At 58.3% G+C, this 14013-nt stretch carries 7 protein-coding genes; 2 read left to right on the top strand and 5 right to left on the bottom strand.

Annotated features, from left to right (window positions below; translation table 11 throughout):
- Window positions 1-35: 35 nt before the first annotated feature.
- From IT444_01095 to IT444_01085, 3 genes are all read right to left on the bottom strand, one after another.
- Complete coding sequence (locus IT444_01095) at window positions 36-1307, bottom strand: MFS transporter (GenBank protein MCC7191350.1); 1272 nt, start codon at window positions 1305-1307, stop codon at window positions 36-38.
- 82 nt (window positions 1308-1389) lie between these two features.
- On the bottom strand, window positions 1390-2226 hold the full coding sequence (locus IT444_01090; protein ID MCC7191349.1) for a sugar phosphate isomerase/epimerase: 837 nt from the start codon (window positions 2224-2226) through the stop codon (window positions 1390-1392).
- Entirely contained in the window at window positions 2223-3326 is a 1104-nt protein-coding gene (locus IT444_01085; GenBank protein MCC7191348.1) for a Gfo/Idh/MocA family oxidoreductase, read from the bottom strand. Before IT444_01085 ends, IT444_01090 begins: the two co-directional genes overlap by 4 nt.
- A gap of 56 nt (window positions 3327-3382) precedes the next feature.
- Here IT444_01085 and IT444_01080 point away from each other — a divergent pair, with 56 nt between their 5' ends.
- Together IT444_01080 and murQ are read left to right on the top strand one after the other, a co-directional pair.
- Window positions 3383-4528 (top strand): anhydro-N-acetylmuramic acid kinase, encoded by a 1146-nt coding sequence (locus IT444_01080; GenBank protein ID MCC7191347.1) that lies wholly within the window; start codon window positions 3383-3385, stop codon window positions 4526-4528.
- Window positions 4529-4610: 82 nt separating this feature from the next.
- On the top strand, window positions 4611-5543 hold the full coding sequence (gene murQ, locus IT444_01075) for an N-acetylmuramic acid 6-phosphate etherase (protein MCC7191346.1): 933 nt from the start codon (window positions 4611-4613) through the stop codon (window positions 5541-5543).
- A gap of 29 nt (window positions 5544-5572) precedes the next feature.
- On the opposite strand, the gene IT444_01070 is transcribed toward murQ, so the two are convergent.
- Both IT444_01070 and IT444_01065 read right to left on the bottom strand, forming a co-directional pair.
- Window positions 5573-11881: a hypothetical protein gene (locus IT444_01070; protein ID MCC7191345.1), complete on the bottom strand. Its 6309-nt coding sequence runs from the start codon at window positions 11879-11881 to the stop codon at window positions 5573-5575.
- A gap of 135 nt (window positions 11882-12016) precedes the next feature.
- Window positions 12017-13951, bottom strand: coding sequence for a hypothetical protein (locus IT444_01065; protein MCC7191344.1), 1935 nt, complete (start codon window positions 13949-13951; stop codon window positions 12017-12019).
- Window positions 13952-14013: the final 62 nt, after the last annotated feature.

The raw sequence follows: 14013 nt of genomic DNA, 5'->3' as shown, positions 1-14013 counted from the left end.
ACTCGCAGGCAGCAGTGTCACGCGGTCATGTTTTATTAAGTGTCGGAAGACAGCAACACGTCGAGAGCCTGAGAGGTTACCGGTTCGCGCAAGAACAGCAGCATGATCATTCCGGGTAATCCCGCGAGAATGGTGATCGTGAAAAACCACGGCCAGCCCACCGCCTGGGCCAGATAGCCCGTCGGCGTCTTGATCAGCACGCCCGCCAGCGCCATCAGACTGGTCAGCAGGGCGTACTGTGTTGCTGAGTAGCGGGTGGAGCATTGACTCATGAGATAAGCCACGAATCCTGCCGTCACCAGTCCCGCGCAGAACGCTTCGAAGCCTATGACGGAAATCATGAGCGGGTAGGACTTGGTGCTGAGAGCCAGCAGGAGAAACCCTGCGTTGCTTGCCGCCTGGAGTGCGCCGATGATCCAGAGTGAGCGGATCAGTCCGAGCCGCGCCACGATCCCGCCGCCGATCAAGGCTCCGACGATCGTGACGACCAGCCCAAACCATTGGCGAGCGATGCCGATGTCAGAATTGGAAAATTGGAGTGTTTTGAGAAAAGTGTTGGTCTGCCACGAAGCCATGGGATCGGGCAGCTTGAAGCAAAAGACGAAAATCAGGACGAACCACGCAGCATTGCCGTTGCGGATAAAGAAATCGCGGAACGGCTCGACCACAGCGGCTGCGAAACTTTCAGGTTGCGCCTGTGATGGCGGTTCCGGCGCCAGCAGGGTGCCCAGCAGCCCGACAGACAATCCCACCGCCATGAAGAGATAGACGCTTTTCCAGCCGATGTAGTCGGCAAGGATCAGGGCTGCGCCTCCAGCGACAATCATCGCGATGCGGTAGCCGTTCACGTGAAAAGCAGCGCCGACTCCCAACTCCTGGTGGGGCAGAATGTCCGTACGGTAGGCGTCGGAAACGATGTCCTGGCTAGCTGAACAGAAGGCGACCGTCATCGCCATCGCGCCGAAGAGAAACACCTTCTGGCCGGGATCGATCAATCCCATTGCAGCGATCGCGATGATGAGCAGCACCTGCGCGATCACGAGCCAGCTTCTTCGCCGTCCGAGCCGGCCAAGGCGCGGCGAAAATCGGTCCATCGCCGGTGCCCAGAGAAATTTGAGGGAATAAGGCAGGCCAACTAGCGCGAACACGCCGATCCCCTCGATGGACACCTTGGCATCCTTGAGCCAGGCGACCATCGTGTCCTGAGTCAGCAGCAGCGGCAGGCCGGAGGAAAACCCAAGCAGAACAAGTGCTGCCATCCGCCGATTGAGATAAACCTCCGTGAGTGTTTCGCGCCGCAGGGCCATCCGGGGTTTATCGGCGAGTATCTCCCGATCGCTTGCAGCTTATGCAAAGGAAGGAGCATTTACGCAATCAAACGCCGTTGCGTTATGACGCGAGCCTTGTCATGGCGTCGTACATTTTTTTCGCCGCGACCTGCGAGGGCATCGCCCAGAGTTCCTCACTGAACATCTCAATCGAAAACAACCCGCGATAACCCAGTGCTTCAAGGTGGTTAATCAACTTTTTGATCCCAACGACGCCTTCCCCCGGCAATACGCGATCCGCGTTGCAGTCACTGCGGTCGCCTGGCTTGTCGCGCATGTCGTCCACGTGCACGTGTACGATTTGCTTTACAACCTTGGGTGTCAGGTCATCAAACTTGCTCGGAGTGCAGTGATAGTGGGCGGGGTCAAAAAGGATGCCAACGCGGTCATCGTTTGCCTCTTCGACCACGACGGAGGCGCTTCGGAGCGACTTCATCACGGGCGACCAGTTGAACTCCAGCCCGATCTTCGCACCTCGTGGAAATTCACGAGCCAGCTCCCGCGCGGTCCGGCCGATGGCCTTGAGGGTGTCGAGGTTGTTCACCGAGTCGCCATCGGTTCCCATCACCAGGGTGACCGGCGCACCGCCTGACAGCTCGCTCATGAGCGTCGCGTTGGCGATGTGGAGCGCGTGGTTCTTTTTTCTCGCTTCCGCGTCACCAAAGGCGGTCAGGGAAGTCTCAAATCCGCCAATGCAGTCCAGCCCGTGTTTTGCGAGCAGCGTCTTCAAGTCGGCTGCTGATCGCGCGTTGGCGGAGGGAGTATTCATCCACTGTTTGACCTGTGGGATCGCAAACTCGACATGCCGAAATCCCGCCGCGGCATACGAAGCAAGCGCCTCGTCAAGGTCTTTGTGCCGGGTCGAAATTGAGTTGATAGCAATTTGGTTGGTTTTCATGGTTTGTTGCGATCCTGATAAACACGCATTAACGATTCAGAGAACTCGATTTCTTTGACAGCCTCCGCTGCGGGTGAGAGGGGAGACTCTTCGCCCCGGACACAGGCGACAAATTGCCGCGCCTGGGCAGCAAATCCGTCGATAGGCTCGAGGAACGGTCTCGTCTCCCGCGCTTCACCTTTTTGCGGAAATTCATACGCCCGCACCTCCGCGATCTGCCGCGAAGCAAGCGGAGCAGGCATTTTGATATGTAGGGTCGCCCGCGCAAAGCGGACTTCAACGCCCTCGTCCCAGTGGTTATGTGAATGGCCGGTGAACTCCAGCAGCAGATTTGCCCGGCTTTTCTCAAAGCCGCAGAAAATCAGGTGACTTCGTCCTGACGGCAGGTCGAGCTGCTTGGCGTACTCAAGGGTGTAGTCTTCACCAGCTACGTATCGCGCGAGGTTCGTTTGGTGTGAGTAGTAGTTGGTCCAGCCCATATGGCCGCGCCAGCCCCAGGTTTCTTCCGTCATCCAGTCGGGTTTGGGTTCGATTTTTGATGGATAGACAGCCGGCTCGTCACCCGCATTGAGGGCTGGCTCCCGGAACCAGTTCCAGGCTCCGTGCGAGCACCAGAGGCGCATCGAGATCATCGGCCCGTATTCGTTGCTTTCTTTCCAGGCGGCGATGCGCGCCTTGGCCCAGCGTACGCCGGGGTCGAACCGTTTCATGTACCCGACCTGATAAATCAGGTTTTTTCTTTTTGCCAGCTCGATCAGCTCGTGCCCCTTTTTCGAGGTATTGACCTGCGGTTTTTCAGTGATGACGTGTTTGCCGGCATTGAGCGCGTCTTCGACCAGTTCTGCGTTGAGTTGAAACGGCGTGATCGCCACAACCGCATCGAGCTTTGCCTTGGCGAGCATTTCACTGTGGTGGCCATAGACCTCGCCGATGCCATAAGTTCTGGCGACCAGTGCTGCGGTCTTTGGGCGTCCTTCCGCGAGTGCAACCAGCTCGACGCCGGGTAGTTTCCAGTAGTTTTCGATGTGGGCGAGTTGTCCCATGTAGCCCGCACCGACGAAGCCGAGGCGAACAGGTTTGGGTGAAGGGTTGTCAGCCATGATTAAATCTCTTGTAAGGCGATTCGGGGAACGAAAAGGATAAGCTAATCAGCCGGATGAGCAACCAACTCGACATTCGTCTGGTCGCCGGCTGCATGACCGGCACGAGCCTCGATGGTCTCGACGCTGCTCTGGTCGTCATCTCCGGTCATGGCTTGGAGATGAAGACGAAGTATGTCGGCATGGTGAGCGCACCGCTGGACAGCCTGCGTGATGAGTTACGCCACTTTGCAAGCGGCGGCGCGGCAGAGCCGATCCGATTCATGCGGGCGTCACGCAGGCTCGGCGAACTCCACGCGGAGGTGGTTGAGCAGCTTTGCAAACAGGAAGGTTGCGGGCAGCTGGATTTTGTCGTTGCCCACGGTCAGACGATCTGGCATGCACCCGACAACCGCGAAGCAAGCGGAAATGCGGGGATGTCGTGGCAACTCTTTGATCCCTGGCCGATCGTGCGACGGTTGAAAGTGCCGACGTGCTACGACCTGCGACAGGCGGATCTGGTCGCCGGCGGTCAGGGCGCGCCGATCACACCCCTGAGTGACTGGGTGATGTATCGAGGGCCGCGCGATCTGGTAGTCAACCTTGGCGGCATCTGCAATGTCACCTATTGGACCGATCTAAAAGAGCCGCGGCGGTCCATCCGGGGAGCCGACATCGGTCCATGTAATTTGCTGTTGGACGGCTTGGTATCACGACTGTTTCCGCCTCATCAATTTGATGCCGACGGGCGATTTTCAACCGGGGCGAAGCCGGATGAGTCGATGATTGGCACGATCGGGCGCATGGTGTCGGAGCGGATTGATCGTGTTCGCTCTCATGGCCGCGAGCAGTTTGATGATGCGTGGTTTGATGAACTGATACGAGTCACCGGCGCGAAACTTCGACCTCGTGAGGTGCTGGCCGCCGCCGTCGTCGAAATTGTGAATCGGATCGCGGCGGTCAGCAGAACAATGCGCCCCGACCGTGTGATCCTCGCGGGAGGCGGTGCCCGAAATCCGACACTGGTCAACGAAATGAAGGCCCGAATCTCGGAGACCGACAAAGTCGTTCTCTCCGACGAGGTAGGAATTCCGATTGATGCCCGTGAAGCGATGGGGTTCGCGGTGCTTGGCGCGCTTTCACAGGATGGCGTGCCGATCACGCTGCCGCAGGTGACGGGGGCAACAGCTCCCGGCCGCGCGGGGGCGTGGGCGTATCCGTGAAGGAGATAGAACAGAGGAGAAACATTCTCCAGCCCTGGTCAAGAATCGAGTCAAACAACAGCAACCGCTGTGAGATGAAGCAATGAGTACCGACCTTCCCAATCGCGGCCACCTCGCCACCGAGCAGCGCAACACGCAGTCAGCTGCGCTCGATGCGGTGTCGATCGGCGACGCGCTGCGGCTGCTCAACAATCAAGACGCGATGATTCCCGCTGCGGTCGGCGCAGCGATCCCTGCAATCGCAAGGCTCGTCGAGGATGTCGTTGCTGCATTTGAGCGCGGCGGAAGGCTCATTTATTTCGGTGCGGGTACTTCCGGCCGCCTGGGAGTGCTCGACGCTTCCGAGTGTCCGCCTACGTTTCACACGGATCCCTCGATGGTGGTCGGCATCATTGCGGGAGGCGACTCCGCCTTGCGCAACAGCAGCGAGGGGGCGGAAGATGATCCTAACGGCGCGCGTGCGGAGATCGAGAAGCTGAAGATAGGCCCTGACGACGTGGTCGTCGGTATCGCGGCGGGCGGAACGACGCCTTATGTGTGGGGGGCGATTCGGCTGGCGAAGGGACGCGGCGCGCGGACGGGGATGATTTGCTGCGTAAAGCTGGACGGCGAAATATCGGGCCGAGTTGCGGACACACATCCCCACCATGTCGTTGAGCTGCTGGTCGGCCCCGAAGCGGTCACCGGTTCGACCCGGATGAAGGCGGGCACCGCGACAAAGCTCGCACTCAACATGATCACCACGGTCGCGATGGTTCGATTGGGCAAGGTATGGGGCAACCTGATGGTGGATCTCCGTGCGACCAACGCCAAGCTCGTTGACCGCGCGGCGCGAATTATTGCCGGACAAACCAGCCTCACGCGGGAAGACGCACTGACGCTTCTCGAAAAAGCCGGCGGCAGCGTGAAGCTCGCGCTGGTCATGGCAAGGCGCGAGGTCGATCGCGCCGCCGCAGAGCAATTACTGTCGGCAAACGACGGACAATTACGGAAGATTCTCGGCCCGCCGCGCTGACGGCGATCCTTATCCAATCACCATCCGCGTTAATCCTCCACCGTCACCTTCATCTCGTCTGAGTTTGCCCGCAGTTCCGGCGCGTACATCGCGCTGGCTCTGGTTGGCAGGGCACTGAAGACACCGGGGATTTCCGCCCGCATGCGATACGTCACGCTGCTCTTGCCTCGTGGGAGGGTGCGGCAGAAAAGCGTCACGCGCTCGTCACGCAATTCCATGTATGCGCCCAGTTCGTTGCCGTTGTAACCGCTGCGTACTTCCATGGGTTCAAGGCCCGCAGCCTTCATATCTTCGAGCATGATGTATTCGTAGTCGTTCTTTGAATCGACCTCCAGCTCGATTTCGATGAGGTCGCCGGACTTGAGCGGAGTTGCTTTGCCTGCCTTCGGATCAAACGGTCCGGGGATCAACTCCCGACGATACTTCTCCACCTTCTGATCCACCGCCTGCCCGCGATCGCCCTGGGCTTTGATGGTCTTGTCTTCGCGTACGAGCTTGTAGTATTTGCGGTTAACCTTGATCTCCAGACCAGCCTTGCTGATCGGATCTTCGAGCGTGAAGTTCGTCAGGTAGGCATTAAAGTAAACCGAGCCTTTGCCGCGACGCCGCAACTCCAGCTTGTGTTCACCAGCGGTTACATCTTTGCCTTCGAGTACGAGTTTATTGTCGAAGGAGAAGATGTTTTCCTTGTTGATCGTGACTTCTTTCTGCTTTTTCCCGTCGAGCCACAGCTCGACCGTCATATCCGGCTGATCCTCACCGGAAGCCTTGATGTAATCGGCAAAGGCTTCGACGACGATCGCAGTATCGCGCGTGCTGTTCCAGTAGGTAGCGTGTCGGCGATTGTTGATGAGGTACTTCACGAGCCGCGATGACTTTTCGCTCTTTGGATCACTCGCGGCGAGCAGCTTGAGGTAATAGGCCTGTGCCTCGTTCTCGCTGCCGTACCAGCACCACCACCAGTTGTTTTCGGGCAGCTTGAGATAGGCGGTTTGGTTTTCATCGTCCTGAACGAGGAACTGTTCAATGTTCTGGATAATCATGTCGCGGCGATCATTGACCTTGAGCGTGTTCAGCGCCAGGCCAAGCATGGCCTTGGCGTACACCGCAAGGTTGTTGCGATCGCGGTAGAGGAAGTCCTGCATGTCCTTGTCATTGGTTCCACCATCGACGAGCACCATGTAAACGAAGGCGTCGAGGTTGTCGGCGGAATCCTTGTAATCGTTGCGATGCAGCTCTTTGTTTGCAGCGTTTTTGAGCAGGCGGACCTGCTCGGATTGGTAGCGTTTAAGCCATTCGAAGCCGCGCTCATACACACCCGGCACGATGGCGACATCATTAGCGCGGGCAACCTGGAAGCCATGGACGACCAGCGCTGTCGTGTGCGGGTAGCTTTGCTCGCCCCAGCCGCTGAACCATCCCCAACCGCCGTCGGAGCATTGCATGGAAGTCAGGCGATTGACGCCGGCTTTGACCATTTCGTTGACCCGATCGGAGTCAAAGACGGGGTTATCGTCGTCACCATGTCGCGCCTGTTTGACCCGTTTCCAGTCGTTGGCGCGAGCCTGATCGTCGCCGATCTCCTGTGCGTTGAGGTTGGTTCGCTTCTTCTGAATATCTTTGAGATCCAGCCCCATTTTCATCAGCGTTTGCTGCGTGATGACGGTGGGGAGGAAACGGTTGAGCGTCTGCTCGGTGCAGCCATAGGGGAAATCAACGAGATAAGGCAGCGCGTCGACCATGGCCCCGGCGAGGGTCGGGGAGTAACGGACCTCGATGCGGCTTTGCTCGGGGCGTCGTTCCGTAGGCACCTTCATCGTTACGGAGGCGGAGTCCTTGTCGGGCCGGATCACGCCTGAGAAAGAGTCCATCTTGAGCATGCCGTGGACATAGACGGGAAACTTCATTTCCATGGCGTCGGATTCTTCGTCGGTGAGGGCTTTCATGCGGACGAGAATCTGCCCCTCGTGTTCGACTTTCACGCGCCAATCCACTCGGGCCTCGCCGTTGGCGGGGACGTCCACGATTTCCGGCAGCGACCAATGATCCGGGTCCATGCGATGGATCGCTATGTCTTTAGGCGCGATCCTCCCGCCGCCCGTCTGATCGACCTCCAGCACAACTTTGACGCGCTTCTTGTCCTTGAGATAGTTGTGTACGTTGGCGGAGAGCACGACTTCGTCCTTCTCAACGAAGAAGCGCGGGGCCTGAAGGCGGACGATCAGGTTTTTGCTGGTGATGACCTCCGTTTCACCTTGGCCGACCTGTGTGCCCGGTCCCATCGCCCAGACTCGGGTTTTCCATGTTGTCAGATTTTCGGGCATGGTCAGCTCCACCTCGCCTTCGCCGGCATCGTTGGTGGTGAGGCTCGCCACCCAGAGCGCGGTGTCTGCGAAGTTGGACCGGACGGTGGGCTGTACTACTACTGCGGCACTGGAGTCGTCATCACCCAGATTGACTGCTCCAAGTGCATCTTTCTCGTTCTCTGCTGGTGCGGCGGAGGCCATAGGCATTTCACGGCTGGCCTTCATGGCATTCATGGGTTCGGCAGCATCAGCCATCGCGACGCCACCCTTGCCGCGGCGTAGTCTTGCGAGCGGTGCCACCTGGGCGCCTTCTTGACGCTCCTCAAGCGAAGCCACCATCTGGCCAAACACCCCCAGCGCATTCATTGCAACCTCGCCGCGGTTGACGAGGTTGTCTCCCATCTTGTTGAGACTGCTCTCCGTGGAAACGCTGTGTGAACGTCGCCATTTCCAGAAAAACGCCTTGATTTCCGGCACATTTGACCCGCCGCTGATGTATTCGACCGCCTTGTCATAGATTGTCAGTGCGGTGCTGCCGATGAATGGTTTGCCGTCCGGACCAGTGAGTTTGATCTTGATCTTTGCCTTTTCGCCGGGCTTGTATCGTTGTGCCGACGGGGTGATTTCCACGTTTAACACCCGGCTGGCAGGAGGCACGACGATCTCGCGCACCTCGGAATAGACTTTGCCATCTGAGATGGTCAGAGCTTCGATAAAAAAGTTAGGCATATCCTTTTGCACAATCTCGATCGCCTCCTGCGCACTCTTGCCTTTGAGCGCGATCAGCTTCGGCGCGAGGTATGTCGAATTGGAAGCGCGGACAAAAAGCAGCACGGTCGAGTCTGCGTGATTGGTATTGATCTGGAGTTGGACTTTCTCGCCCGGCGCATACTCGCGCTTGTCGGTAATCAACTCAAGATCGTTGAACCGAAACTGGGCGCCATCTCCAAAATCTCCGCCGACCACGGTGAAGACGTACCCGCCTTCAATCTCGTGTTTCGCAGCATCGGTGACCTTATAGCTGAGGCGGTACTGTCCGCCGGCCGCAGCTTTGATTTTGACAGCAGCATGTCCGGACTCATCGGTAGGCAGCTCCCAGCGCTGGACTTCCTTTTCGACCGGCTTCATGTCTTTGCCGTAAGTCACGCTGTAGAGGTGCAGCACCCCTGTGCCCTTGACCGGCTTGTTGTCGAGTGTCTGCGCGGAGAAGGACGCCTCCACCACGTCACCGGTTCGGTAATAGCCGCGGGTTACCCAGGCATAAACCTTGAAAGGTTTACGTGAGACCAGCACCGTTCCCTTGCCGGCAATCACGCGGCGCGATGCGTCTGTGACCTCAGCAGTAATCTCGTAGCGGTGATCCTCGTCGGCGTGGATGGCTTTGGCCAGCGCGGTATCGATCTCAACCTTCACCGTGCCGTCGGCGGTTAATGGCGCCTCGGCTTCGGCGACCAACTCCGGCTGTTGAGGGGGACGCCAACCCCACCAGGGGAACCACGGCCGCTTGCAACCCCAATACCCCCAGCCGGGATACCACGGATAGTCACAGGCAAACCACCAGTAGCCCGGCTCATAGAACCAGTCCCACGAAGCGAGCGGGTACCACGTGCTTTCAAACCCAGTGCGGAGAACTTTGTACTTCACCTTGCCTTCGGTAACCGGCGCGCCGAAGAGGTAGTTGGCCTTGATCGTGGCGGTCACCTTGTCGCCAAGCATGACCGGCTCCGTCGGCGCTTCGACGCTGACTTCGAACTCCGGCTTCTTGTATTCCTCGACACGGAAGGTGCCGACTCCGCCGTGATTGATAAACAGAATCTGATACACGCCGAGCGCCGCGTCTTTCGGAAGCGATAGTTCGCCATCCACGCCGCCATACTCATCTGCGGTGAGGGTTCCGGCCCAGACTTTTTCGTGACGAGGATCATAAATTTCAACGGCGAATTTCTGGCCGGCGAAGGCGGACTTGTTCTTCTGGTCATACTGGGCGTGATTAATCCAGGCTTTGAACTTCACCGTCTGGTCGGGGCGATAGACCGGCCGATCGGTGATGACAAACGTCTTGGTTTGGTTGTATTGATAGTCGTAATACCGCCCCGCCCAAATGTTGGTGAAGCCCAGATATGCGAGCCGACCTTCGGGTGTTGTCGCGGTAATCAGCCACTGGTAGGAGTTGCGGTCGTTGTCGTTGGGCAGCTTGCTGAGAAATTGACCGTCGGCATCCGTGAACTCGGCAAAATTCTGCGTATCAATGACATAGTGCCCGCCACCCCGATCTTTGGCGTCATTGGGCACCCATCGCGTGCGGTAGCCGAAGAATTCGAGGTTCGCTTTGGCGATGGGTTTACCCGAAACCGCATCGGCGGCGAAGTAGAACATCCCGCCGTCCAGCGGCTTTTTAATCAGGGCGGTGTCAGCGATCCATAAGACGATCCGGCTGACGTTGCCATCCTTCATTTTGGCCGTGACCAGATACGCCCCTGCCTTTTTCAACGGCGTCTCGATCTCAATCAGTCGATCGAAATGTCCGGCACGCGGCTTGAGATCCTGCTCCCAGGCGTCGACCTTCTCGCCAACGTATTTCTGGTCGCGCTCAAGGAGGTTGTAGCCGAGATTATTAACATCAAACCGATTCCAATCGACCTCTTTCGGCTTGTTTCGGATGTAGTCTTTCAGGTCGTTGAGGAGCGTTTTGACGTCGATCTGGAACGCTTCAAAGGAAACATGGTCGCCGTTACGGAAACGAAAGCCGACCTTTGCCGCTTCATTCGCAGCTTGTGTGCCGATAGGCTCGAACTGGCCCCAATTCTTGACGATTTGATCGAGCCGGCGCTGCCAGTTCGCTTTCTGGTCGTTGTTCCCGTAATTGGCGACGAGTTGCCGCCAGAGGTCGGCGGCTTTGTCGTACTGCTGGCGATCTTCAAAAATCTGAGCAAGCATTTCAGCAGCACGCCACGCATAGTTGACGTCTTTTGACGACAACAATTCACGGAGTACGTGGATGGGGTTGAACTCGTCAGCGAGCTTGAACCGTTTGATGCCGTTTGCCAGCCGGGCGATGGTTTCGCTCTCGTCGAGAGTTTTGACCTCGTAAACTCCTGACTCGTTTTTTCTTGTGTCATCGTCTTCGTCGTCACGGCCAAAGCCGCGCATGCCTGAATAGGCATAGGTCATGGTCTGGACGCCGAATTGCTGATGAAGAAAATTAGCGTAGTTGAACTGCACTTCATATTTGCGCGTGACGTCCAGCTCCATTGCCTGCATCAGGCACCAGCGCCACCGCTCACCATCAGACTGTGCGTTGTTCCAGCTTTTGGGAATGTGATGCAGAACCGGAGAGCCGTCAGCGTTAACCGGTGCGCCTTTGGAATTGCCGTTGTAATAGTGGTATGGATAGTTCTCGTCGTAGTCGGGCAGCTTTGTCAGGTCGGTCAGGTATTGCAACCGCCACGCGTCGGAATCGCCGCGCTGACCAAGAACGAACTGTGCAAGACTGAGATGAAACTGCGCCGCTTCCGCCTTGTCGCCGTCTTTTAGAACCAGCGGCATAGCCTGCTGCATGAGTTGTAGAGCGCGCACGCGATCTCGTTCATCGGACCAGACGCGCCTGCCGCCGACTCCTCCGCGGTGCGGTCCGCGCTCGAATTTCCCCGCCACGATGAAGCCCTGGTGCTCGCTGTAGAGATAGATGGTTGCGGCCTGCACCAACAAACGCCAGTTGCCCTTGTGCAGCGCGACGGCATCTTCGACATACGCATCCACTTCGTTTGGCCGCCCCAGGTTTCGCAGGGCCTGTACCGACTCATTCAGGTCCGCGCTGACACGAGCGGGATCGGCCGCGGGATCGAGCACCAGCTTGCGATAAGTCTCGTAGGCAATGTTGCAGTTGCCGTCGTTCATTGCTTTCGTCGCCTTCTTTCGTAACGACTCCGGCGTCATGGCTGCGGGTTCAGGTTGAGCCTGAACAATAAGAGCGGCGGTTGCAACAATGAGCAACAAAGTGGGAAGCCAGATCCGGAAAAAGGAGTGAAGCATGGGTGCTCCGATCGTGAAAAGACACAGGGGAAACCTGGCGGAATATGCCGGCGTGACCCGTTGAGACCTTGGACGCAGTACGAAGCTGCCGGGTTCCAACGCTCTTGGGCTGATTCTTTCCCGGAAGCTTTTGGGTCAATGCGGGATGTTAACCGGACGACCTCGGTGGAGCAGGAGCCAGTCTGCATTCTCCGCCAAGGCCTCTTTACCAAGTTCCAGAAGCACGGATCTCGCTTCCTGTTCGCGGCCTTGAGCGATCATTTCCGTGAGCAGCATGTCGGCACGGGCGTAGCTGTCGCGCATCCGTGTGTACAGCCGCAAGTGGTCACCAAAACCAAGTCGTTCCGCGTAAAAGTGGACGATGGTAGCCGTCACCGCAGCGAGGATGCCCGCGACCGCCAGGGCGTCGCTGATTCGATCCGGTACGTGTGCGTCGGTTGCGGTCCAGGCAAGGTAGAGCGCCAGAGCCGTCAGCGCCGCATAGCCGGTCATCGCAAATGCCAGCGGCCACGGTGTGACGGAACCACGCCCCGCGGAGGCACCGGGCGGAGAGGGGGTATGGCTGATATTTCGGCTGCGCAAAATGGCGTAGCCGCATCCCAGGATAGTCAAGGCCAGAACAACGGCTGCTCCCCAGGGGTTCAGATACGGCGGCTTCTCGTTGACGTGACCCGTGACACCAAAGGCGGTAATCGTGATAAAGCTAAGCACGCTGACGATGATCAGCGATCTCGTCCAGGACTCAAGCGCGTGATGTTGTCGCTCCTGCGGCACGATGCGGCTTGTGTAATAGTCCAACTGATGACGCACCCAATGGGTGAGTACGAGCTCAAGAGCTTTGGATCGACCTGTCATCGACGTGACGGCTGTTGACGCGCCGAGGGACCAGTTGGAGATGGCAGCTCTGATCCAGCGCATTTCACCGCGATGCTTGCGGAGGTAATGGTCGCGGACGCTGTCCTGAATTCCTGCGAGGAGCCAGAAATATTGCACACGCATCGCCTCGGCCAGTGCGCGGTAGTCCTGATAGAGATTCTGATAATTTCGCTGCTTGATCGTGAACCAATACCATCCATAGGCGACGGCGAGGCAGGCGATAAAGGTGCCCAGCCAGAAGTTATGCGGGGTCCATCCGCGGATATGAAATTGATGGGCCGCCAACGCGAGCAGGCTCAGGATAGCCACGCCGCGCAACGCCACTCGTGTGCGGCGTTGAAATCGCGTGGAGAGACCACCCGCGAGCGAGTGATAGGCGTCGATGTTATGAAGTCTTGCCTGGGTGTCCGGCGGCAACGTGTCGGGGATTGGAGAAAACGGAGTGGCGTCCAGGCCGGCATCGATGCCGTGCTTGATCGCATCACGGTTGAATCGTGCGATGAGGTCGAAGCCATTGCTCAGATCTGTGGAGGATTCGGGCTGGCCGGCCGGTGTGGGCGGAAACAGCTTGATAAGCTCAAACGGCTTGCCTCGTATCTCCGAACCTCGAACGCGCGGAGTGACGATGTGATATACCGGACCGGTTTCGGGCACGTCGAGCGACTGGTCAAGCAGGTTGGACAAGGGCGGCGCACCACGAAGCTTGAAGCGAACGACCTGTGACGTGCCGCCCTGCGTTTCCGTGGGATCGCCGTCCCAGAGCGCCAACAGCACCTGACAGTAGCGGGCCAGGTACACGCCGACACGCGCATAGCTGGCGCTGCGCGGCTCACCGGGGACCAGGCCGTGGCCGTCAACCGTGATTACCGAGGTCGAAGCGACCAGCAGCCGACGAAAATCTTCGATCGATTTCGAGGTTGTAAAATCTTTTTCGTACTCGGCCTGTGGCATGGGAAGCACGGCGACGAGCAAAGCCCCCTGTTTGAGTGCCACCTCGGCTACGAGCCGATCGGCACCCTCCGCCAAGGCGGATAGCACAACCAGCGGACAGCGGGGCAAGGCGCGACGCAAGTCGGTAAAGGCTTTTTCGACAGCGGTAACAAGAGAGGCGTGATCGGTTTCAACCAGATCGCGGTGACCCGTCACCCCGATCACCAGCGGCAGGGGTCCGGTTTGATCTTCCGGCTTTGCCATGCGTCGAGTTTAACAGAGCCTTTCCTTATCGTGCTATTCTGAAGGCCTCACTTCGGGGCAGC

The organism is Phycisphaeraceae bacterium (assembly GCA_020851465.1).
GTDB lineage: Bacteria > Planctomycetota > Phycisphaerae > Phycisphaerales > Phycisphaeraceae > JADZCR01.
The sequence above is the reverse complement of the archived record's forward strand: the minus strand, read 5'-3'. Positions and strand labels throughout refer to the sequence as shown.

Coding starts and splice junctions, on each gene's coding strand:
- IT444_01095 (MCC7191350.1), bottom strand. CDS start 1,307: ATGGCCCTGCGGCGCGAAACACTCACGGAGGTTTATCTCAATCGGCGG.
- IT444_01090 (MCC7191349.1), bottom strand. CDS start 2,226: ATGAAAACCAACCAAATTGCTATCAACTCAATTTCGACCCGGCACAAA.
- IT444_01080 (MCC7191347.1), top strand. CDS start 3,383: ATGAGCAACCAACTCGACATTCGTCTGGTCGCCGGCTGCATGACCGGC.
- IT444_01070 (MCC7191345.1), bottom strand. CDS start 11,881: ATGCTTCACTCCTTTTTCCGGATCTGGCTTCCCACTTTGTTGCTCATT.
- IT444_01065 (MCC7191344.1), bottom strand. CDS start 13,951: ATGGCAAAGCCGGAAGATCAAACCGGACCCCTGCCGCTGGTGATCGGG.
- IT444_01085 (MCC7191348.1), bottom strand. CDS start 3,326: ATGGCTGACAACCCTTCACCCAAACCTGTTCGCCTCGGCTTCGTCGGT.
- murQ (MCC7191346.1), top strand. CDS start 4,611: ATGAGTACCGACCTTCCCAATCGCGGCCACCTCGCCACCGAGCAGCGC.